This window comes from Rhizobium sp. GCM10022189, from assembly GCF_042656325.1.
In the GTDB taxonomy this organism is placed as follows: domain Bacteria; phylum Pseudomonadota; class Alphaproteobacteria; order Rhizobiales; family Rhizobiaceae; genus Rhizobium.
On record NZ_JBHSOR010000006.1, the window covers coordinates 132,559 to 153,798 of the forward strand.

General features: G+C 61.6%; 23 protein-coding genes. 9 read left to right on the forward strand and 14 right to left on the reverse strand.

What is annotated here, in order from left to right:
* Nucleotides 1-115 precede the first annotated feature (115 nt).
* Entirely contained in the window at nt 116-553 is a 438-nt protein-coding gene (gene arfB / locus ACFPWW_RS07290; RefSeq protein ID WP_112562638.1) for an alternative ribosome rescue aminoacyl-tRNA hydrolase ArfB, read from the forward strand.
* A gap of 1 nt (nt 554) precedes the next feature.
* The gene (locus tag ACFPWW_RS07295; RefSeq protein ID WP_377311230.1) at nt 555-1,166 is read left to right on the forward strand and encodes an alpha-ketoglutarate-dependent dioxygenase AlkB family protein; all 612 of its coding nucleotides are present in this window, start codon (nt 555-557) and stop codon (nt 1,164-1,166) included.
* Between the two features lie 10 nt (nt 1,167-1,176).
* On the opposite strand, the gene coaA is transcribed toward ACFPWW_RS07295, so the two are convergent.
* From coaA to hisB, 9 genes are all read right to left on the reverse strand, one after another.
* Nucleotides 1,177-2,172, reverse strand: coding sequence for a type I pantothenate kinase (gene coaA / locus ACFPWW_RS07300; RefSeq protein WP_112562642.1), 996 nt, complete (start codon nt 2,170-2,172; stop codon nt 1,177-1,179).
* Nucleotides 2,169-2,492: a phosphoribosyl-ATP diphosphatase gene (locus ACFPWW_RS07305; protein WP_112562644.1), complete on the reverse strand. Its 324-nt coding sequence runs from the start codon at nt 2,490-2,492 to the stop codon at nt 2,169-2,171. The genes coaA and ACFPWW_RS07305 overlap by 4 nt, the downstream gene beginning before the upstream one ends.
* A 16-nt stretch (nt 2,493-2,508) precedes the next feature.
* Nucleotides 2,509-3,297 (reverse strand): imidazole glycerol phosphate synthase subunit HisF, encoded by a 789-nt coding sequence (hisF, locus tag ACFPWW_RS07310; protein ID WP_112702785.1) that lies wholly within the window; start codon nt 3,295-3,297, stop codon nt 2,509-2,511.
* Nucleotides 3,294-4,043, reverse strand: coding sequence for a 1-(5-phosphoribosyl)-5-[(5-phosphoribosylamino)methylideneamino]imidazole-4-carboxamide isomerase (gene hisA, locus ACFPWW_RS07315; protein WP_112562648.1), 750 nt, complete (start codon nt 4,041-4,043; stop codon nt 3,294-3,296). Before hisA ends, hisF begins: the two co-directional genes overlap by 4 nt.
* A 5-nt stretch (nt 4,044-4,048) precedes the next feature.
* Entirely contained in the window at nt 4,049-4,603 is a 555-nt protein-coding gene (locus tag ACFPWW_RS07320) for a hypothetical protein (RefSeq protein ID WP_377311231.1), read from the reverse strand.
* Complete coding sequence (locus ACFPWW_RS07325; RefSeq protein WP_112702786.1) at nt 4,603-4,785, reverse strand: hypothetical protein; 183 nt, start codon at nt 4,783-4,785, stop codon at nt 4,603-4,605. Before ACFPWW_RS07325 ends, ACFPWW_RS07320 begins: the two co-directional genes overlap by 1 nt.
* Before the next feature lie 65 nt (nt 4,786-4,850).
* Complete coding sequence (gene hisH, locus ACFPWW_RS07330) at nt 4,851-5,501, reverse strand: imidazole glycerol phosphate synthase subunit HisH (protein WP_377311232.1); 651 nt, start codon at nt 5,499-5,501, stop codon at nt 4,851-4,853.
* Nucleotides 5,501-5,971, reverse strand: coding sequence for a DUF2628 domain-containing protein (locus tag ACFPWW_RS07335; RefSeq protein ID WP_377311233.1), 471 nt, complete (start codon nt 5,969-5,971; stop codon nt 5,501-5,503). The genes hisH and ACFPWW_RS07335 overlap by 1 nt, the downstream gene beginning before the upstream one ends.
* 20 nt (nt 5,972-5,991) lie before the next feature.
* Nucleotides 5,992-6,600 (reverse strand): imidazoleglycerol-phosphate dehydratase HisB, encoded by a 609-nt coding sequence (gene hisB, locus ACFPWW_RS07340; protein ID WP_113413149.1) that lies wholly within the window; start codon nt 6,598-6,600, stop codon nt 5,992-5,994.
* A 177-nt stretch (nt 6,601-6,777) separates the two neighbouring features.
* On the opposite strand from hisB, the gene hslV reads away from it, so the two are divergent.
* The 6 genes from hslV (at nt 6,778) to ACFPWW_RS07370 (ending at nt 13,963) form a co-directional block, all read left to right on the forward strand.
* Nucleotides 6,778-7,302, forward strand: a complete 525-nt coding sequence (hslV, locus tag ACFPWW_RS07345) for an ATP-dependent protease subunit HslV (RefSeq protein WP_112562661.1) — start codon at nt 6,778-6,780, stop codon at nt 7,300-7,302.
* Nucleotides 7,299-7,802, forward strand: a complete 504-nt coding sequence (locus tag ACFPWW_RS07350; RefSeq protein WP_112756169.1) for a GNAT family N-acetyltransferase — start codon at nt 7,299-7,301, stop codon at nt 7,800-7,802. Before hslV ends, ACFPWW_RS07350 begins: the two co-directional genes overlap by 4 nt.
* Nucleotides 7,799-9,106: an ATP-dependent protease ATPase subunit HslU gene (gene hslU / locus ACFPWW_RS07355; protein ID WP_112562665.1), complete on the forward strand. Its 1,308-nt coding sequence runs from the start codon at nt 7,799-7,801 to the stop codon at nt 9,104-9,106. The genes ACFPWW_RS07350 and hslU overlap by 4 nt, the downstream gene beginning before the upstream one ends.
* 187 nt (nt 9,107-9,293) lie before the next feature.
* Nucleotides 9,294-10,241 carry a DUF1402 family protein gene (locus ACFPWW_RS07360; protein ID WP_112702792.1) on the forward strand — a complete coding sequence of 316 codons (948 nt, stop codon included), beginning with the start codon at nt 9,294-9,296 and terminating at the stop codon, nt 10,239-10,241.
* 48 nt (nt 10,242-10,289) lie between these two features.
* Nucleotides 10,290-11,702, forward strand: coding sequence for a cytochrome P450 (locus tag ACFPWW_RS07365; protein WP_377311234.1), 1,413 nt, complete (start codon nt 10,290-10,292; stop codon nt 11,700-11,702).
* Between the two features lie 89 nt (nt 11,703-11,791).
* A complete protein-coding gene (locus ACFPWW_RS07370) occupies nt 11,792-13,963 on the forward strand; it encodes a malate synthase G (RefSeq protein ID WP_377311235.1) in 2,172 nt (723 codons plus the stop codon).
* Between the two features lie 73 nt (nt 13,964-14,036).
* Here the strand turns inward: ACFPWW_RS07370 and ACFPWW_RS07375 are convergent, their stop codons facing one another.
* Nucleotides 14,037-14,720, reverse strand: coding sequence for a L,D-transpeptidase (locus tag ACFPWW_RS07375; RefSeq protein ID WP_112562672.1), 684 nt, complete (start codon nt 14,718-14,720; stop codon nt 14,037-14,039).
* A gap of 183 nt (nt 14,721-14,903) precedes the next feature.
* Here ACFPWW_RS07375 and ACFPWW_RS07380 point away from each other — a divergent pair, with 183 nt between their 5' ends.
* Entirely contained in the window at nt 14,904-15,398 is a 495-nt protein-coding gene (locus tag ACFPWW_RS07380; protein ID WP_112562673.1) for an MmcB family DNA repair protein, read from the forward strand.
* Here the strand turns inward: ACFPWW_RS07380 and ACFPWW_RS07385 are convergent, their stop codons facing one another.
* The 4 genes from ACFPWW_RS07385 to ACFPWW_RS07400 all read right to left on the reverse strand — a co-directional run bounded on the left by ACFPWW_RS07385 (nt 15,399) and on the right by ACFPWW_RS07400 (nt 20,890).
* The gene (locus ACFPWW_RS07385) at nt 15,399-15,977 is read right to left on the reverse strand and encodes an ActR/PrrA/RegA family redox response regulator transcription factor (protein ID WP_112562675.1); all 579 of its coding nucleotides are present in this window, start codon (nt 15,975-15,977) and stop codon (nt 15,399-15,401) included.
* A gap of 67 nt (nt 15,978-16,044) precedes the next feature.
* Entirely contained in the window at nt 16,045-17,355 is a 1,311-nt protein-coding gene (locus ACFPWW_RS07390; RefSeq protein WP_377311236.1) for an ActS/PrrB/RegB family redox-sensitive histidine kinase, read from the reverse strand.
* Between the two features lie 125 nt (nt 17,356-17,480).
* Entirely contained in the window at nt 17,481-19,937 is a 2,457-nt protein-coding gene (gene hrpB / locus ACFPWW_RS07395; RefSeq protein ID WP_377311237.1) for an ATP-dependent helicase HrpB, read from the reverse strand.
* Between the two features lie 5 nt (nt 19,938-19,942).
* The gene (locus tag ACFPWW_RS07400; RefSeq protein WP_377311238.1) at nt 19,943-20,890 is read right to left on the reverse strand and encodes an ornithine cyclodeaminase family protein; all 948 of its coding nucleotides are present in this window, start codon (nt 20,888-20,890) and stop codon (nt 19,943-19,945) included.
* Nucleotides 20,891-21,240 lie beyond the last annotated feature (350 nt).

Genomic DNA, 21,240 nt, shown 5'->3' on the forward strand with positions numbered 1-21,240 from the left:
ATAAACCTTTGGCGATTCACGTGAAACCCGGTTCTTTCAGCACCGGGTTTCCGGTCGTGCCTGTGCCGGGTCTCATGCGCTTCCCAATACCCGCTGATCTGCGCTAGAAGGCGGTATGGCCAGCGACGCGCTCTATATCGATGACAGGATTACCATCGCCGGATGGGAGCTGACGGAACAGTTCGTTCTGGCGGGCGGTCCTGGCGGTCAGAACGTCAACAAAGTATCGACCGCCGTCCAGCTCTTCTTCAACATCCAGAATTCGCCCTCGCTCAACGAGCGGGTCAAGGCCAATGCGATCAAGCTTGCCGGCAGGCGCCTGTCGAAGGACGGCGTGTTGATGATCGAGGCAAGTCGTTTCCGCAGCCAGGACCGCAATCGCGAAGATGCGCGCGAGCGGCTGAAGGAACTGATCATCGAGGCCGCCAAGCCGCCGCCGCCGCCGCGCAAGAAGACCAAGCCGACAAAAGGCTCGATCGAGCGGCGCCTGAAGGAAAAATCCGGCCGTTCGGAAGTCAAGAAGATGCGCGGCAGGCCAGGCGGCGGAGAGTGATATGCCGGAGCTTCTGAGCGGTATCCGCCATCTGCCGGAATATCTCGATCGTGCCCGCCAGGAGGCGCTGGTCGGCATCATCAGGACGATTGTAGCGGAGGCGCCGCTTTATGTACCGGTCATGCCGGGCACCGGCAAGCCGATGTCGGTGCGGATGACAAATTGCGGATCGCTTGGCTGGGTAACGGACAAGGAACGAGGCTACCGCTACCAGCCGCTACATCCGGCGACCGGCAGGCCGTGGCCGGCAATCCCCCGCGAACTGCTTGAGATATGGAACGATGCTTCAGGCTACGACAGGGAGCCGGAAGCTTGCCTTGTCAATTTCTATACCGATGAGGCGCGCATGGGCCTGCATCAGGACAAGGACGAGAAGGACCTGAAAGCGCCGGTCGTCTCGATCTCCCTCGGCAATGCCTGTCTGTTTCGCATCGGCGGCCTGAACCGCAACGACAGGACCGTGTCTTTCAAGCTCGCCAGCGGCGATCTGGTCGTATTGGGTGGGCAGGGGCGGCTCTGCTTTCACGGCGTCGACCGCATCTATCCGGCCACCTCGACACTTCTGAAGAACGGCGGCCGCATCAACCTGACGCTCCGCCGCGTCAATCCTTAACTCGCGCCGTTCAGAGCTTGCGCAGCGCCACCTGCTCGATCAGGTGATCCTTGCCCTTGCGCAGGATGAGATCGGCGCGCGGGCGCGTCGGCAGGATGTTCTGGCGCAGGTTTTTCAGGTTGATATTTGCCCAGAGGTCTTCGGCGATCGCAACCGCTTCTTCCTCGCTGATCGACGCATAACGGTGAAAGTAGGAATTCGGGTCCCGGAAGGCCGTTTCCCTGAGCCGCATGAAGCGTGTCACATACCAGTTGTGGATCTGCGTCTCCTCGGCGTCGATATAGATCGAGAAGTCGAAGAAGTCGGATACCATCGGCACGATCTTGCCGTCGGCCGGCAGGTCCCGCGACTGCAGGACGTTGATGCCCTCGAAGATCAGAATATCCGGCCGGTCGACGATCTTGTATTCGTCCGGCAGCACGTCATAGACGAGATGCGAGTAGGAAGGTGCCTTCACGTCCGGCAGGCCGGCCTTGATCGCCGACAGGAAACGCAGGATCGCGCCGGTGTCGTAACTCTCCGGAAAACCCTTGCGCTGCATCAGGTTCTCGCGCTTCAGCACCGCGTTCGGATAGAGAAAACCGTCCGTCGTGACGAGATCGACTTTCGGGCTGGAAGGCCAGCGGCCGAGCAGTTCCTTCAGGATACGCGCCGTCGTGGATTTGCCGACGGCCACCGAGCCGGCAATGCCGATCACGAAGGGCGTCTTCGTTACATTCGAGAGGCTGAGGAATCGGTTGCGCTGCTCAAACAGCAGCTGCGAGGATTCCACATGGGCCGAAAGCAGGCGCGACAGCGACAGATAGATGCGCCGGACTTCGTCGAGGTCGATCGGATCGCCCATCGAGCGCAGCCGTTTGACCTCGTCCGCAGTCAGCGTCAGCGGCGTATCGGCTCGAAACTTTGCCCACTGATCCGAGCTGAAGAAATGGTAGGGAGAATAAGAAGCGGTCTGGAAGTCATCCACCTTTTCCGCCACTCCGATAATCTGCGTTGCGATGCTCATGAACTTTGCCGGCTGGCCTTTTCCTTGAGGCCGGATTGCGCGGTCCGCCGCGCAAGTTCGGTCATGACATTCTCTAGCGGTATTTCAGCAATCTTCAATACGACCAATAGGTGATAGAGAACGTCGGCTGCTTCGTAGGTGAGGTTTTCGCGGTCGTTGGCGACGGCCGCCATCACGGCTTCGATTGCCTCCTCGCCCAGTTTCTTGGCTGCTTTCTGCTGTCCGCCGGCCACCAGTTTGGCGGTCCAGGATTCGTCCGGAGAGGCCTTCGCCCGCTCTTCGACGATCCGTTCGAGGTCGGAAAGGGAAAATCCGCTCATGATACTGCTTTCAAACTCAGTCGAGGCGCATCGCGATGCCGCGCTCGGACATATAGTGTTTCGCTTCGCCGACGGAATAGGTGCCGAAGTGGAAGATCGATGCGGCGAGCACCGCATTGGCATGGCCGTCCTTCACGCCGGCCACGAGATCGTCGAGATCCCCGACGCCGCCGGACGCGATGACGGGAACACGCACGGAATCGGCAATCGCCCGCGTCAGCTCCAGGTCGTAGCCGATCTTCGTGCCGTCACGGTCCATGGAGGTGACGAGAAGTTCACCGGCGCCACGGGCAACCATCTTCCGGGCAAATTCCACCGCGTCGATGCCGGTCGCGTTGCGGCCGCCGTGTGTATAGATTTCCCAGGCGCTGAGATTGTCGCCGCCGACCTGCTGCGTGCGCCGGCGCTTGGCATCGATCGACACGACGATGCACTGGTCGCCGAACTTGTCGGCCGCCTCAGCGACGAAATCCGGATTGTTGACCGCCGCCGAATTGATCGAGACCTTGTCGGCTCCGCAAAGCAGAAGCTTGCGGATATCGGCGATGGTGCGAACGCCGCCGCCGACGGTGAGCGGCATGAAGCACTGTTCGGCCGTGCGTGCCACGACGTCGAAGATCGTCTCGCGATTGTCCGAAGAGGCCGTGATGTCGAGGAAGCAGAGCTCGTCGGCTCCGGCCGCATCATAGGCCTTGGCCGCTTCGACAGGATCGCCGGCATCGACCAGATTGAGGAAATTGACGCCCTTGACGACACGGCCGTCCTTGACGTCGAGGCAGGGGATCACGCGGGCTTTCAGGCTCATTCTGCACTCTCCTTCGCCCGCGCGGCCCGGATAAGCTCGAGCGCCTCCTCGGGATCGATACGGCCATCATAGAGGGCACGGCCGGAGATCGCGCCTTCGAGCTTGCGGGCGTCCGGCTGCAGCATCCGCCTGATGTCGTCGATCGAGGCGAGGCCGCCCGAAGCGATGACCGGAATGGAAACGGCGTCCGCCAGTTCCAGCGTCGATGTCCAGTTGATACCGGTCAGGATGCCGTCGCGGTCGATGTCAGTATAGATGATCGCGGCGACGCCCGCGCCCTCGAATTTCTTCGCAAGCTCGATTATGCCGAGTTCGGACGCCTCCGCCCAGCCTTCGACGGCAACCTTGCCGCCCTTTGCGTCGATGCCGACGGCGACCCGGCCCGGAAACTTTTTGCAGGCCTCGATGACAAGCGCCGGATCACGCACGGCAACGGTGCCGAGGATGACGCGGCGCAGCCCGCGCGACAGCCAGCTCTCGATATGATCAAGCGTGCGGATGCCGCCGCCGAGCTGAACCGGGTTTTTCGTGGACTTCAGGATCGCCTCGACCGCATTGCCGTTGGCGGAATGTCCTGCAAAGGCGCCGTCGAGATCGACCACGTGCAGCCATTCGAAACCCTGCTCTTCAAAGGATTTCGCCTGGGCGGCCGGATCGGTGTTGTAGACCGTTGCCTGTTGCATGTCGCCGAGCTTCAGGCGCACGCATTGTCCGCCCTTCAGGTCGATCGCGGGAAAAAGGATCATTCGTCTCAGGTCCGTAGCGTCGTAGGCACTCTCAGTGCATTCCACGCATCTACGATATCCGAACGAAAAAAGACAGCGGCAATGGTGATTGCGGCAAAAAGCAGGACCAGCAGCAGACTGATGGTGAAGCCTACCCGCACCTGTCGCCAGAAGCCGGTGCTCTTTCGCACCGTCTTTTCGATATCGCGCGCCTGTTGCAACGCCGCGCTGTTGGTGGCGACGAGCTGGATCTGCGGTTCCATCGCCTCGACATAGGTTTCGGCGTAGCTCGACAGGATCTGCGAGGCGCGGTCGCGCAGCGTATTGCGCAGATCGGCGGAAAGGTAGTTGCTGGTAACGGCCGCGATTTCCGTCTCGTTGGGCGAGCGGCCGGCATTGCGCTTGCGGTAGCTGACGACGAAATCGCGTTTTTGGCGTTCATAAAGCGCATAGGCGAGCAGCCCGATCAGGTCGTCCTCGCCTTCGATATAGAATTCGAGCACGGCTTCGGCGAGATCGCCCGAACTGACCTCGTCCGAACGCAGCCTCGAATTCTCCTTTCCCGGAAAGATGTCCTGCATCAGCCACCGAGCCTCTCTTTCAGAGCCTTCGCCGCATTGGCGAGCGCTTTGCGATGCAGAGCTTCGTCGACCTGGCGGATGATCGCGCCGCCGGGCAGCCGGATATCGACGAAGGGCGGCTGGCCCTCTCTGGCGGGTCGCACCCGGTAGAATATCTTGCCTGATTTCTGCGAAGCCGGCATCGCGCGCTCCTGTCTCCGCCCCTCACTTACAGGGGAAATAAGGCGCCCGTATTAAAAGCCAGCCCTTACGGCGCCCAGTGCAGGAAATTCGCGATCAGCGCCAGCCCGAGTTTCTGGCTTTTCTCCGGGTGGAACTGCGACCCGGCCATATTGTCCCGGCCGACGAAGGCCGTCATCGGGCCGCCGTAGTCGGTTGTCGCGATTACATCGCCGGCGTTCTGGGCAGCGAGATGGTAGGAATGCACGAAATAGGCGTGCAGCCCGTCCGGCCCGGTTGGAATGCCTGCGAAGAGCGGATGCTCAACTTTCAGGTCGAGCGTGTTCCAGCCGATCTGCGGAATCTTCAGTTCCGGATCGGCGGGCGTCATCTCCACCACATCGCCCGGCACCCAGCCAAGACCCTGAGTCATCGTCTTTTCGAGACCGCGCGAAGACATGAGCTGCATGCCGACGCAAATGCCGAGGAAGGGGCGGGCTTTCTTCTCAACCGCTTCAATCAGCGCTTCCGTCATGCCGGGCACGGCGTCGAGCCCGCGCCGGCAGTCGGCATAGGCACCGACGCCCGGCAGCACGATCCGGTCGGCGGCGGCGACGATGTCCGCCTTGTCCGTCAGGTTGATCTCGGCCTCGATGCCGGCTTCGCGGGCCGCGCGTTCGAAGGCCTTGGTGGCCGAGCGCAGGTTGCCAGAGCCGTAATCGATAATTGCGACGCGCATTATTTGCGTCCTCCGTCAAAACCGAAGAGACCGAGCGAAGTGGAATGGCCTTGCCGCGCCTGCGGGCCGGAGGCCTGATCCCATTCGGGCGCCTTCGTATCCGCGCCGGTCTCGATGTTGGAAAAATAGATCTCTTCCGCAAGGTCGATCGAGGCGGCGCCGATTGCGGTCTCCTCGCGCCAGCCGAGCGCGGCGAGATTGCGGATGCGGAAATTCTGTCCTTCGAATCCGACGAACAGATTGACCGCGAAGGCGAGCGCCATGCCTGCCGGCCCGAAACCCGGCTCTTCCGTCAATACGCCGCCGGCTGCCTGTAGTGCGAAGGCAATAATCGCATGAAGCCAGAGGCGATGGGCGAGCAGCCAGATCCACGGAAAGAGAAAGGCAAGCCAGGAGAAACCGTCGCGGATCGTGCGGATATCCTCACGCTGACCGTCAGGCGGAACAAGAAAAACGTAGCTGGATGCCATCTGATGCTCCCCGCTGGGGCTCAGGCAAGCGTGCCCTTCGTCGAAGGAACACGGCCCGCCTGCCTCGGATCGATCTCTGTCGCCGTGCGCAGGACGCGGGCGACGGCCTTGAAGCATGTCTCTGCAATATGGTGGTTGTTGGCACCATAGTGGTTGAGAATATGCAGGGTGATCCCGGCATTCTGGGCAAGCGCCTGGAAGAATTCGCGCACCAGTTCCGTGTCGAAAGTGCCGATCTTCGGGGCGCTGAAAGAGACGTTCCAGACGAGGAAGGGACGGCCGGAGAGATCGACGGCAGCCTTGGTCATCGTCTCGTCCATGGCGAGATCGATCGAAGCGTAGCGGGTGATGCCGCGCCGGTCGCCGAGCGCCTTGGCGATCGCCTGGCCGATGGCAATGCCGGTATCCTCGACCGTGTGATGGTCGTCGATATGCAGGTCGCCTTTGGACTCGATTTCCATGTCGATCAGCGAATGTCGCGACAGCTGGTCCAGCATATGGTCGAAGAAGCCGACGCCCGTCGAAATCGTCGACTTGCCGGTGCCGTCGAGATTGACGGAAACGGAAATGGACGTCTCATTGGTCTTGCGGGAAACGCTGCCCGTGCGGCTTGCGGTGGTCTCGGCCATATGGCTTTCTCCTTGAAATCAAGGTGTTCCTTATCAGGCGCATGCCGAAATATCCAGAAGCGCAGGGTCAGAAAAGCAAGGCCATTTGCAATCGCGCCAGGCCCTCTTACATAGGGTTCGACAGGGCCGGTGTTCGGCCCGCTGGAACCGCCCGCGTGTTAGGGCAACAGGTGCTTGATGACAACGATTATTACAGTTCGAAAAGGCGGAAAGGTCGTGGTGGCCGGTGATGGCCAGGTCAGTCTCGGCCAGACCGTCATGAAGGGCAATGCCCGCAAGGTTCGCCGCATCGGCAAGGGCGAAGTGATCGCCGGTTTCGCTGGTGCGACGGCCGATGCCTTCACCCTTCTGGAAAGGCTTGAAAAGAAACTGGAGCAATATCCCGGCCAGCTGATGCGCGCCGCCGTCGAGCTCGCCAAGGATTGGCGTACCGACCGTTATCTGCGCAATCTCGAGGCCATGATGCTGGTTGCCGACAAATCGGTGACGCTGGCGATCACCGGCAACGGTGACGTGCTGGAACCCGAACATGGCGTCGCGGCAATCGGCTCGGGCGGCAATTTCGCGCTCGCCGCCGCGCTTGCGCTGTCCGATACCGACAAGTCCGCCGAGGAGATTGCCCGCCGCGCGCTCGATATCGCAGCCGACATCTGTGTTTATACCAACCACAACGTCATCGTGGAAACGCTGGACGCGGAATGACGGACTACGTCTTCCGTCCCGTCACACCGGCCGACCTGCCGCTTCTCGCCGAATGGCTTGACAAGGCGCATGTCCGCCGCTGGTGGGGCGAGCCGGCCGACGCACTGGCTTCGATCGAGGAACATCTGCGTGATCCCCAGGTCGAACCCTATATGGTGATGCTGGACGGCGGGGATTTTGCCTATATTCAAATGGCGGATCTCGATGCGGAAGACGACGCCGCGCTGGACGGCCAGCCCGAAGGCACTTGCGGCATCGACCAGTTCATCGGCGTCGAAACGCTTCTGGGAAAAGGACACGGCCCGGCTTTCATGAGAGGTTTTTGCCGGCAGCTTTTCGAAAGGGGCAAGAGCCGCGTGCTGGTCGATCCGCATCCCGACAATATTTCCGCGATCAGGGCCTATGCCAAGGCGGGCTTTCAAAGACTTGGCGAAACAAATACAAACTACGGCCGGGCGCTTCTGATGGCCCTGGACCGCCAGGAGAATGATAGACAATGACCACTTTTTCTCCCCGCGAGATCGTCTCCGAGCTCGACCGCTACATTATCGGCCAGCATGAGGCCAAGCGCGCCGTGGCGATTGCGCTGCGCAACCGCTGGCGCCGCCAGCAGCTCGACCCGAGCCTGCGCGACGAAGTCATGCCGAAGAATATCCTGATGATCGGCCCGACTGGCGTCGGCAAGACGGAAATCTCCCGTCGCCTCGCCAAGCTCGCAGGCGCTCCCTTCATCAAGGTCGAAGCGACGAAATTCACCGAAGTCGGTTATGTCGGCCGCGACGTCGAGCAGATCATTCGCGATCTCGTCGAAGTCGGCATCGGCCTCGTGCGTGAAAAGAAGCGCGCCGAGGTTCAGGCCAAGGCCCATATGAGCGCCGAAGAGCGCGTCCTCGATGCGCTGGTCGGCGCGACCGCTTCGCCTGCGACGCGCGAAAGCTTCCGCAAGAAGCTGCGCAACGGCGAACTCGACGACAAGGAAATCGATATCGAAGTGGCCGATACCGGCTCGGGCATGGGCGGCTTTGAAATTCCCGGCATGCCGGGCGCCAATATCGGCGTTCTGAATCTGTCGGAAATGTTCGGCAAGGCGATGGGCGGCCGCACCAAGAAGGTGCGCACCACCGTGAAGGCCTCCTACACAGACCTGATCCGCGACGAATCCGACAAGCTGATCGACAACGAAGTCATCCAGCGCGAAGCCGTCCGCTCGGTCGAGAACGACGGCATCGTCTTCCTTGACGAAATCGACAAGATCGCCGCCCGCGACGGCGGCGTCGGTGCCGGCGTATCCCGCGAAGGCGTCCAGCGCGATCTGCTGCCGCTCGTCGAAGGCACGACGGTCTCGACCAAATACGGTCCGGTAAAGACGGATCACATCCTCTTCATCGCCTCGGGCGCCTTCCATGTCGCCAAGCCTTCGGACCTGCTGCCGGAACTGCAGGGCCGCCTGCCGATCCGCGTCGAGCTGCGTCCGCTGAACAAGGAAGACTTCCGACGGATCCTGACGGAAACCGAGGCAAGCCTCATTCGCCAGTACAAGGCGCTGATGGAAACCGAAAGCCTGACCCTCGATTTCACCGACGACGCCATCGATGCGCTGGCCGACGTCGCCGTCCACCTCAACTCCTCCGTCGAGAATATCGGTGCGCGTCGTCTGCAGACGGTCATGGAGCGGGTACTGGACGACATTTCCTATAACGCGCCGGATCGCGCCGGCACGGATGTGAAGATCGATGCCGCCTACGTGCGTGAGCATGTCGGGGATCTGGCGCAGAATACCGACTTGTCGCGCTTCATCCTGTGATCGGGAAGCATCGCGCCCCGTCTTTGCGCGACGATGCCAAATCTTTGACGATCTGAACTCTCGACAGCGGGCCTTTTACTTTTTAGTGGAAGGCCCGCTTTGTTTTTTGTACCGGCTTTATTCGGACAAGATTCTGGTCCAGTCAGCCGCGACACGAAGACGACAGGGAAAGACGGGAAAGCAGATCGTGCGACGCCTTTTGACAAGCCTTGTGATTGCCATGACCATTGCGGGCTCGGTTCCTGCGCTTGCGGCACAGGTCGTTCCGCCCGGCAACCGTCATGCCGAGCAGCCGGATATTCCCGGTGCTTCAGTCCGTCGCACAAAGGGCACCAAGACGACCTTCGATCTCAAATATGAGAAGGTCTATGACCTTCTGTCGACCGACCATGAGCTTCTCGGCAAGATCAAGAAGGTCTCAAGCGCTTACGGCATCAATCCGATTCATGTGATCGGCGCAATCGTCGGCGAGCATACTTACAACGTCGACGCCTATGACCGCCTGCAGGCCTATTATGTGAAGGCCGCTTCCTATGCCGGTGAAAGCTTCCGCTTTGCCTATGATGGCGAGAGCGTCGACGATTTCGTCGATCGGCCGCAATTTGCCGCCTGCAGCGGCAAGAGCGATTCCTACACGCTCTGGACTTGCCGCGAAGATGTCTGGGAAAGCGATTTCCGCGGCAAGACCGTGGATGGCAAGAGCTTCCCGAACAACCGCTTCAGCGCCGTCTTCTTCCAGCCCTTCTATGCCGGTCAGACCTTCGGTCTCGGCCAGGTCAATCCGCTGACGGCGCTGATGCTGTCCGATCTGGTGTCGCGCGTTTCCGGTTATCCGAAGCTGAACGAGAAGAATGCCGGCTCGGTCTACAAGGCGATCATGGATCCCGATATTTCGCTCGCCTTCGTTGCCGCCTCGATCCGCAGGTCGATCGACGACTACAAGGAGATCGCCGGCATGGACATCTCCGGCAATCCGGGGCTGACGGCCACTCTTTATAATGTCGGCAATTCGCGCCAGCGCGCCGCAGCCCTTGCCGCCCGCAATCGTTCCTCCGGCACGACAGTCTGGCCGGAAGAGAACTATTACGGCTGGCTGGTCAACGACAAGCTGGACGAGCTCAAGGGCCTGCTCTAACCTTCGGGCCTGCCGGGAAACGATATTTTCCCGGGAAAGGCTCTGCTGATGGACATGCGTCCGGACCCGTTCGTTCCGCCGGCACCGTTGCCGCGCACCGTGCCGCCGTCACGGCTCGAAGTCATCAGGACGGTTTTGCGCAATCCGTTGGAGCTGTGGGGCGAGCCTTCCTATACCTTGCCCTGGATCCGCACCAGTTTCTTCGGCCAGCGCACGCTGATCGTCAACGATCCCGGCCTGATCAAACATGTGCTGGTCGATAACGCCAACAATTACCGCATGTCCGACATTCGCCAGCTTGTGCTGCGTCCCATCCTGCGCGACGGACTTCTGACCGCGGAAGGCTCCGTATGGAAGCGATCGAGAAAAGCCGTCGCTCCTGTTTTCACGCCCCGCCACGCCAAGGGTTTTGCCAGCCAGATGTTGCGCCAGTCGGAGGACTACGCGCGCAAATATGCCGGTGCCGGCGAGGCGGGGACGGTTTTCGATATCAGCACCGACATGACGGAGCTGACCTTCGCCATCCTCGCGGACACTTTGTTTTCCGGTGAGATCGTCACATCGAGCGGTCACTTCGCCGACGATGTCAACGAACTGCTGCATCGCATGGGTCGCGTCGATCCGATGGATCTGCTGCGCGCCCCGTCCTGGGTTCCACGTGTGACACGCATCGGTGGCCAGAAGGTGCTGGAAAAATTCCGTGCCATCGTGCGCAACACTATGGATATGCGCCTTGCCCGGATGAAGGCCGACCGCAGCAGGGTGCCGAACGATTTCCTGACCCTCCTGCTGGAGCAGGCCGGTCCCGACGGTCTGACGAAGGAGGAGATCGAGGACAATATCCTCACTTTCATCGGTGCGGGTCATGAGACCACCGCCCGCGCGCTCGCCTGGACGCTCTACTGCGTAGCGAACAGCCCCCATATCCGCGAGGCGATGGAAGAGGAGATCGACACGGTGCTCGCGTCAGGCGCAGAGCCGGTCGAATGGCTGGATCTGATGCCGCAAACCCGCGCCGCCTTCGAGGAGGCGCTCCGCCTTTATCCGCCAGCTCCATCGATCAATCGTGCTGCCATTGCAGATGATTCCTGGACCAGTCCCAAGGGCGAGCGTGTCGAAATCGAGGCCGGCGTCACCCTGCTCGTCATGCCCTGGACATTGCATCGCCATGAACTTTATTGGGACCGGCCGCGCGCCTATATGCCGGAGCGCTTCCTGCCGGAGAACCGTGCTTCCATCGGCCGCTTCCAGTTCCTGCCTTTCGGGGCCGGTCCGCGCGTCTGCATCGGCGCCACTTTCGCGCTTCAGGAGGCGGTGATCGCGCTGGCCGTACTGATGCAGAAATATCGTTTCGATTCGACCAACCAGACCAATCCCTGGCCGGTGCAGAAGCTGACGACACAGCCGCGGGGCGGCCTTCCAATGCGCGTGACCCGCCGAACTGTTTCCAAGCCTGCATAAATCTTTCGAATTGTTGCTGAATTGACTGTGAGTGAAAGCCGGGCAAAGTGGCAGCATGAAAAAAGCTGCCACTGCAAGGGAGACACCGCATGAGCCGCATTGAAAAGAATGGTCTCTTCATCGAAGCCGTCCTTCATGATTTCCTCGTGAAAGAGGCGCTGCCGGGCCTTGCAATCGATGCGGACACGTTCTTCGCCGATTTTGCGGCGATCGTGCGCGATCTGGCGCCGAAGAACCGTGCGCTGCTGTCGAAGCGCGATCATCTGCAGGCAAAGATCGACGACTGGTACCGCCAGAATGGCGCGCCCACCGGTATGGACGCCTACCAGTCCTTCCTGAAGGAGATTGGCTATCTCTTGCCGGAAGGCCCCGAGTTCCGGGTTTCGACCGAAAACGTCGATGCCGAAATTGCCTCGATCGCCGGCCCGCAGCTTGTCGTTCCCGTCATGAACGCCCGCTATGCGTTGAATGCCGCCAATGCCCGCTGGGGCTCGCTCTACGATGCGCTCTACGGCACTGACGCAATTCCGGAGACGGATGGCGCGGAGAAGGGCAGGGGCTATAATCCGAAGCGCGGCGAAAAGGTCATTGCCTGGGTGCGCGATTTCCTCGATTCCGCCGCCCCCCTCGACACCGGCTCCTGGAAGAATGTCGGCTCCTTCGCCGTCAAGGACGGTGCGCTCGCGATCGCCACTGTCGATGGCAAGGCCGTGAGGCTGAAGGATGCCGGACACTTTGCCGGCTATCGTGGCGATGGCAATGCGCCGACCCATATTCTCCTGAAGAACAACGGCATTCACATCGAGATCGTGCTCGACGCCTCGACGCCGATCGGCAAGAGCGACCCAGCCCATATTTCTGACGTCTGGCTGGAATCGGCCATCACCACGATCATGGACTGCGAGGATTCCGTCGCCGCCGTCGATGCCGAGGACAAGGTCGTCGTCTACCGCAACTGGCTGGGCCTCATGAAGGGCGACCTGCAGGAGGAAGTGAGCAAGGCCGGCTCCACCTTCATCCGCAAGCTCAATCCCGATATCGCTTATACGGCACCGGGCGGCCAGACTTTCGAGCTGCACCGTCGCTCCCTGATGCTGGTGCGCAATGTCGGCCACCTCATGACCAATCCGGCGATCGTCGATCGCGACGGCAACGAGGTGCCCGAGGGTATCATGGATGCGATGATCACGGGCCTGATCGCGCTCTACGATGTCGGCCCGTCGGGGCGCCGGAAGAACTCGCGCACGGGCTCCATGTATGTCGTCAAACCGAAGATGCATGGTCCCGAAGAAGTCGCCTTCGCCGTGGAGATCTTCTCGCGCGTCGAGGATGCACTCGGCATGGCGCGCAACACCATGAAGATGGGCATCATGGACGAGGAACGCCGCACGACCGTCAACCTCAAGGAATGCATCCGCGCAGCGCGCGAGCGCGTCGTCTTCATCAATACCGGCTTCCTCGATCGCACCGGCGATGAAATCCATACCTCGATGGAAGCCGGCCCGATGATCCGCAAGGGCGACATGAAGCAGGCCGACTGGATCGGCGCCTATGAAAACTGGAATGTCGATATCGGCCTGGAATGCGGCCTGTCCGGCCATGCCCAGATCGGCAAGGGCATGTGGGCGATGCCCGATCTGATGGCCGCCATGCTGGAGCAGAAGATTGCTCATCCGAAGGCCGGCGCCAACACCGCCTGGGTGCCGTCGCCGACAGCCGCCACCCTGCATGCCACGCATTATCACCAGGTCAATGTCGCCACGGTGCAGGCCGGCCTGAAGGATCGCGCCCGCGCCAGGCTCTCCGATATTCTCTCGGTGCCCGTTGCCGTGCGTCCGAACTGGACGGCGGAAGAAATCCAGCGCGAACTCGACAACAATGCTCAGGGCATTCTCGGTTATGTCGTGCGCTGGGTCGATCAGGGCATCGGCTGCTCCAAGGTGCCCGACATCAACAATGTCGGCCTCATGGAAGACCGCGCGACGCTGCGCATTTCCGCCCAGCACATGGCGAACTGGCTGCACCACAAGATCGTCACGAAGGAGCAGATCGTCGAAACGATGAAGCGCATGGCCGCTGTCGTCGACCAGCAGAACGCCGGCGATCCGGCCTACGTCCGGATGGCTGGAAATTTCGATGATTCGATCGCTTTCCAGGCAGCGCTCGACCTGGTCCTGAAGGGCAGGGAACAGCCGAACGGCTATACCGAGCCGGTCCTGCATCGCCGCCGCATCGAGCTCAAGGCAAAGCAGAGCGCCTGATCCTGCCGGATGCAAAAAAGGCCGCCGGACCCGAAAGTCCGGCGGCCTTTTTTATACCGAATTCAGCCTGTACCTACTGGATAACGATGACCTTGGAGGTGGTCTTGCCCGGGCGGACGCGGTTGTAGAGATCGATGACGTCCTGGTTCATCAGGCGGATGCAGCCGGAGGAAGCGGCGGTGCCGATCGAGGCCCATTCCGGAGTGCCATGCAGGCGGAAGAGCGTGTCCTGGCCCTGCTCGTTGAAGAGATACATGGCGCGTGCGCCGAGCGGATTGGTGAGGCCGGGACCCATGCCGTCTTCGACATACTTGGCGATCTCAGGACGGCGGGCAGCCATTTCCTTCGGCGGATGCCAGTTCGGCCATTCCTGCTTCCAGGCGACATAGGCCGTGCCGGACCATGCGAAGCCCTGCTTGCCGACGCCGATGCCGTAACGGACGGCCTTGCCGCCGGGCAGGATGTAATAAAGGTGACGCTCGCGCGTGTTGACGATGATCGTGCCGGGACGTTCGTCGCTCTGGTAGCTGACGATCTGGCGGCGGAACTCCGGCTTGACGCGGTCGATCGGGATTGCCGGCAGGGAGTATCCGGCATCCGAGGTTACGCCATAGGCGTCGTTGAAGATTTGTGCCGTCTGAACGGTCGGACCTGCGCCCTTGTCGTTGACGGACGCGGTTTCGGACGTCGTGGAGCAGCCGGCCAGTGCCAGGGTCGCCAGCAGGCCAAATACAGGGAATGCATTGCGGATGCGCATGGATGACTCGTGAAGGGTGTTGGGGCAAGAAGGGACAGTCTTTCGACCATCGTTACTTATGGTTTATTTTCGATTAACTTGGCCTTTGCAAGGCTGCTGCGGTGCGACAAAATCCATCTGCGCCGCAAATTAAAAGCGCATGGCTTTTTTGCAACAACGGCCAACCCCACTTGATGGTTATCCATGACGATTTTGAGCGTTTATAATAACAATCCGTTAATCGATGGCCGGCAATCGGACAGGGCCATGATGGTGCGCCGTGGCATGCAGATCCTGCTTCACGACATGCGTCACGCGGTGTTGCCGGAACTGCCGCTGGCAAGCGGCCGCCGGGCCGACCTGATTACGATCTCTGAAAAGGGAGAGGTCTGGATCATCGAGATCAAGACGTCGATCGAGGACTTCAAGGTCGATCGCAAATGGCCGGACTACCGCCTGCATTGCGACCGGCTGTTCTTCGCGACGCACAAGGATGTGCCGCTCGATATCTTCCCGCAGGAATGCGGCCTTTTTCTATCGGATGGTTACGGGGCGCATATGCTGCGTGAAGCGCCGGAACACCGCCTGCCACCAGCGACCCGCAAGGCGGTGACGCTCAACTTCTCGCGTACGGCCGCGCAGCGGCTGATGATGGCCGAATGGGCAAACGGAAAGCCATTCAACGTCGACGACGTGTAGTTATTTCGGTGCGCGTTTGGCGAGGATGCGCTGCAGCGTGCGGCGATGCATATTGAGCCGGCGCGCGGTTTCCGAGACGTTGCGCTCGCACATTTCGTAAACGCGCTGGATATGTTCCCAGCGCACGCGGTCGGCCGACATGGGGTTTTCCGGCAGTTCCGCCTTTTCCCCCGGCCGCTGCGTCAGCGCGGCAAACACATCGTCGGCATCGGCAGGTTTCGCCAGGTAGTCCACAGCCCCAAGCTTCACCGCCGTCACGGCGGTGGCGATATTTCCGTAGCCGGTCAGCACGATGATTCGCGTGTCGTCGCGCCGCTGGCGGATCGCCTCGATAACGTCGAGGCCGTTGCCGTCGCCGAGCCTCAGATCGACCACGGCATATTTCGGCGGCCGGCCCTTGGACTTTGCCACGCCCTCTGCCACCGATTCGGCCGTTTCCACATGAAAGCCGCGTGCCTCCATGGCGCGTGCCAGGCGCCGCAGGAAGGGGCCGTCGTCATCGACGATCAGCAGGCTCGGGTCAGGCCCGATATGCTCCGCATTGGAGCCGGCGGAAATCTCGTGGTTCTGGTCTGTCATCGCTACGGTCCCGGCGGTTGAATGTCCGAAATGCGTCAACCGCTCTATCCTGTTTATGCCCACAAAGTCATTTTGTCGAATTTGCGTCGATCAATACGCGCGGCCATTCGATTCGAATGCGAGCGCCGGCGTTTTCCGGATCGCGGTTTTCGAAAACCAAGGATGCGCCGGAGCGTTCCAGCAGCGTCTTGGCGATGAAAAGCCCCAATCCCAGGCCTCCGGCCGTATCCTCCTTCTGCCGTTTGGTGACATAGGGTTCGCCGATCCGCGTCAGAATGTCGGGTGCATAACCATTGCCGTCGTCTTCGATGACGATGAGCACCTTTTCGTGATCGTGCTCGACCGTGACCGTCACCTTCTCGCGCGCGTAGTCGATGGCGTTCTCGATCAGATTGCCGAGCCCGTACATGATGCCGGCATTGCGGTCGGTAACAGGCTCGCCCTTGCGCGGGCTCTTCTCCACCAGTTCCAGATTGATGCCGAATTCGCGATGCGGCGCGACGATTTCCTCCATCATCGAGGAGAGAGGCAGCCGTCGCATATGCGCCTCGCCCTCCGCGGAGAGTGTCGTCAGCCGGCGAAGGATGTCGCGGCAGCGCTCGCTCTGGCTGCGCAGAAGCTGGACGTCCTCGCGGAACCGGTCGTCGTCCTTGAGTTCGCGCTCCATTTCCTTGGCAACGACGCTGATCGTGGCAAGCGGCGTGCCGAGTTCATGGGCTGCAGCGGCCGCCAGCCCGTCGAGCTGGGAAAGATGTTTCTCCCGCTGCAGCACCAGCTCCGTCGCCGCCAGCGCGTCGGCAAGCTGGCTCGCTTCCATCGACACCCGGTAGGCATAGAAGGCGGCAAAGGCCATGGTGGAAGCGATCGAACACCAGACGCCGAACTGCATGATATTGTGCACGTTGATCTCCATCCCGTCGAACCACGGAAGCGGAAAGGGCGAGAAGGCGAGCACGGTAATGCAGACCATCGCAAAGCCGATCAGTGCCGTGCTGTAGCGGATCGGCTGTGATGCGAAGGAAATGATGACGGGAACGCAGACCAGTGCCGCAAAGGGATTGGCAAGACCGCCGGTAATGAAAAGCAGCGCACAAAGCTGCAGAAGGTCGAAACCCAGGAGCGCGAAAGCGGCAGGCGGCTCAAGCCGGTGGGTCGGCGGATAGCGGATCGTCAGATAGAAATTCACCCAGGCAAGGGCCGCAATCAACGAGCAGCTCGCAACCAGCGGCAGGGGAAATTTCAAAAGAAAGGCGACAATAAAGACCGTCACCGCCTGGCCGATGACGGCCAGCCATCGCAAGCGCACTAAAGTCTGCAAGCGCAGCCGGCGGCTGCTCAGCCTGTCTTCCTGCGTCTGAATTTCAACCTTCTCGATCACGCCATACTCCTACAGCATCGGCCCGAAAATCGGAATCGATTTTCGGCAAGGCTGATACGCAGATTCAAAGGGGTTCGGGCATCTCTGTGCGTCCGGATCGACGCATCACGCTCCGGGCCGGTGGATCATGTACCACGCGGCTTTGCCCGTGTCGTCGGCGCCGCTTCGTCGGGTTTTTCCGGCCAGGGATGTCTCGGATAGCGCCCCCGCATGTCCGCCCGCACATCCTTCCACGAGCCTGCCCAGAAGCCCGGCAGGTCGCGGGTCGTCTGGATCGGCCTGTGGGCCGGCGAGGTAAGTTCCAGCAGCAGGGGCAATCGCCCGCCGGCGACCGCCGGGTGCTGCTTGAGGCCGAAGAGCTCTTGTACCCGGATCGTCAGCGTCGGCTCCTCGCCATCATACTGGATCGCATGACGCTGCCCCGTCGGCGCCTCGAAATGTGTCGGTGCAAGGCGTGCGAGATCGCGCTGCAGATCGTGCGGCACGAGTGCCATCAACCCGTTGGAAAGGCCGGAAGCGGAAATATCCGAAAGCCCTCGCGCATCCGTCTGGAACGGAATGAACCAGTCTTCCATGCGGCCGAGCAGTGCTTCGTCGCTCATATCGGGCCATGGCTCGCCGATCGTCCGATGCAGGAAGCCGATTCGCTCGCGAAGCTGCAGAGCCTCCTTGGAAAAGGGAAGCGGATCGAGCCCCAGTTCCTGCAATCCTTGCGCCAGCGCCCGCACCGCCGCCTCGCCCGATGGGCGCGGAAGCGGCGCTTCCTCGAAAACGATCGCACCGAGTCTTGTCGCCCGGCGTGCCCGCACCTGCCGGCTCTGCCTGTCGAAAAAGGTCTGGTCGTCCGTCCGGATTTCGCCCGGCAGTTCGGCCTCGATGTCGGCACGGGAGATTTCCGCTGCCGCCAGAATTCTCCCCTGCGCGGCCCGACCTGTCAGATCGGCAATCACGAGCATCTGGCTGCCGGCCAGCCGCTCGGTTTCCGCAAGCTCGGCACCCCGGCCGTTCGCCATGACATACCGCCCGCGCGCGCCGCGCTGAAGGGCGATGCGATCCGGGAACGCATGCAGCAGAAGCCTTCCTGCAAGCGCGGGTTCGGTACTCGAAACCCTGTCGAGGCCTTCGGAGAGCCTTCCCGCCAGCCGTCTTGAAGCCTCGGCCCTTTCGCCTCTTTCACCTTTGAACCGGCGCAGCCGCTCTTCCAGATCGACACTGGTGCCGCCGAGCCCCTGCTCGGTCAGCAGCACGGATATCAGTGCCGCATCCCTGGCATGTCCCGATTCGCCGGCCGAAACCACCATCCCAGCGAGCCGCGGCGGCAGGGCGAGGTCGCGCATCAGCTTTCCCCGCGCCGTCAGCGCACCGTCCTTGTCCAGCGCCCCGAGTTGCGCCAGTAGCGCGCGTGCTTCCCTGATCGTCGTCTCCGGGGGCTGGTCGACAAAGGCGAGCGATTTCGCATCCTGAACGCCCCAGTGGGCAAGATCGAGCACGAGGCCGGAAAGATCGCTCGAAAGAATCTGTGGCGGCGTGAAGGCCGGAAGTGCCGCCGTCTGCCCCGGATGCCAGAGACGGATGGCGATGCCAGGCTCTGTTCGTCCCGCGCGGCCGGCTCGCTGGTCGGCAGAAGCGCGCGAGACGCGCACGGTTTCCAGCCGCGTGATGCCCGTCGATGCCTCGAAGACCGGCAATCGCTGCAGCCCGCTGTCGATCACGATCCGCACGCCGTCGATGGTGATCGAGGTTTCGGCAATCGAGGTCGCCAGTACGATTTTGCGTGTGCCGGCTGCCGCAGGGCGGATCGCCGCATCCTGCTCCTTCTGGCTGAGATTGCCGTAGAGCGGCGCAATCAGCGTCTCGGTTCCGAACCGCCCTTCCAGCCGCTCTGCCGTCCGGGTGATCTCCGCCTGACCAGGAAGGAAGGCGAGGATCGAGCCGGATTCGCCGGCGTGTGAATCGACGATGGCCCGCACCATCGCATCTTCGATCCGCTCGCCACCGGGCCGGTCCTGATAGCGGATATCGATCGGAAAGCTGCGTCCCATGCTTTCGATAACAGGCGGGTGGTCAAGCAGCGCGGCGACCCGCTCCACATCGAGGGTTGCCGACATCACAAGGATACGCAGGTCATCGCGAAGCGCCGATTGAACGTCGAGCGCCAGGGCAAGGCCGAAATCGGCATCCAGCGACCGCTCGTGGAATTCGTCGAAGATCACGGTGGAGATACCTGAGAGTTCGGGATCATCAAGGATCATACGGGCAAAGACGCCCTCGGTGACGACCTCGATCCGCGTCTTGGCCGATATCCTGTTGTCCAGGCGCATGCGGTAGCCGACCGTTTCGCCCACCTGCTCCCCGAGCAGGGACGCCATGCGGCTTGCCGCAGCGCGCGCCGCCAGCCGGCGGGGCTCCAGCAGGATGATCTTCCCCTCGCCGCGCCAGGCCTCGCCAAGCAGATGAAGCGGCACGAGCGTCGTCTTGCCGGCACCCGGAGGGGCCGAAAGCACGGCGCGCTTTTGCTTGCCCAGCGCTGCGCCGATATCGGGCAGCACATGCGAAACCGGAAGCTCCGGCAAAGAAGGCATGGTTTTCACTTTCGGCCTGTGACCATTTCATAGGCAAGGATGGCAGCGGCCAGGTCCTCGAGCGCTGCGCCGACGGACTTGAAGAGGGTCATCTCTTGCGCATCTTTGCGTCCGTCGCAGGCACCGGATACCAGTTCCGCCAACTCGCCGCGTATGTCGCTCTCTTTCAGCAGTCCGCTCTTCAAGGGTTGAACGATGTCGCCGCCTTCGCTGAGCGCGCCGGCCCTCGTATCGACATAGACGGCGCAGCGCAGCACGGCCGCATCGTCGCTCTCGCGCATGCCGGGCTTAAAGGCGCCGACGAGGTCGAGATGGGCGCCCGGCTTTAGCCATTCGCCGCGAACAAGCGGCTCGCTGGAAAGCGTCGCGCAGGAAATGATGTCGGCAGTTCTCGCCGCCGCTTCGATATCGCGCACCGGTTCGGCCGGCAGGCCGAGTGCCCGGGCCTCCGCCGCCGCTCGCGCCGCCGCTTCGCTATTGCGTCCCCAGATGCGGTAGCGCCGGATCGGCCTGACGATCCCGTGCGCCTGCATAAGGTTGAGTGAAAGCCGCCCGGTGCCGCAGACCAGCATTTCCTCTGCGTCCGGCCGGGAAAGGTAGCGCGATGCAAGGGCCGAGGTCGCCGCCGTCCGCCGCGCCGTCAATTCTCCGCCCTCGATGACGGCCAGCATCTGTCCGGTCGCCGCAGAAGAAAGCAGATAGGTCCCGAAGATCGCAGGCAGGCTGCGGCGGACATTCCCCGGAAACACGGAAACCGTCTTGATGCCCGCATATCGCCCGGGAAGCCAGGCCGGCATCAGCAGCAGGGTGGCATTCTCCTCTCCCGGAACCTCCATATCGTGATGGTGGCGCACAGGCATGACGCAGCCGCTTCGAAACATCGCCTCGATCGCATCGATAAGCTGCGCCCAAGGCAGCGCCGACCGGGTCTGATCTTCATCGAGGACAAGCATTCCGAACTCTCCAGAGGCATGGATATATGCGTGTCAAACTACCGATTGGGACGGTCGAGGCAAGCGCTCTGGAAATTGCCCCGTGGCCGCCCATATAAAGAAAGCATCTGAAGCCGACGTCGCATGGCCGGAATCGATCTAAATCGGTTCGAGACGGGGTGATTTTGAACGAAGAACTCCTCCTTTTGCCGGGAGGCTATAAAACCGCAAGCAAAATCAACCTGTTACAAAAATGTCAAAAAAGTTGGGAGTGATGTGTTGACTGTCGGGAAGATGAGGGATTATAAGCCCACTCACTGACGAGGGCGGCGGCGCTGCTGGCGACGAAGTTTCTCGTTCTGCAGAAAATC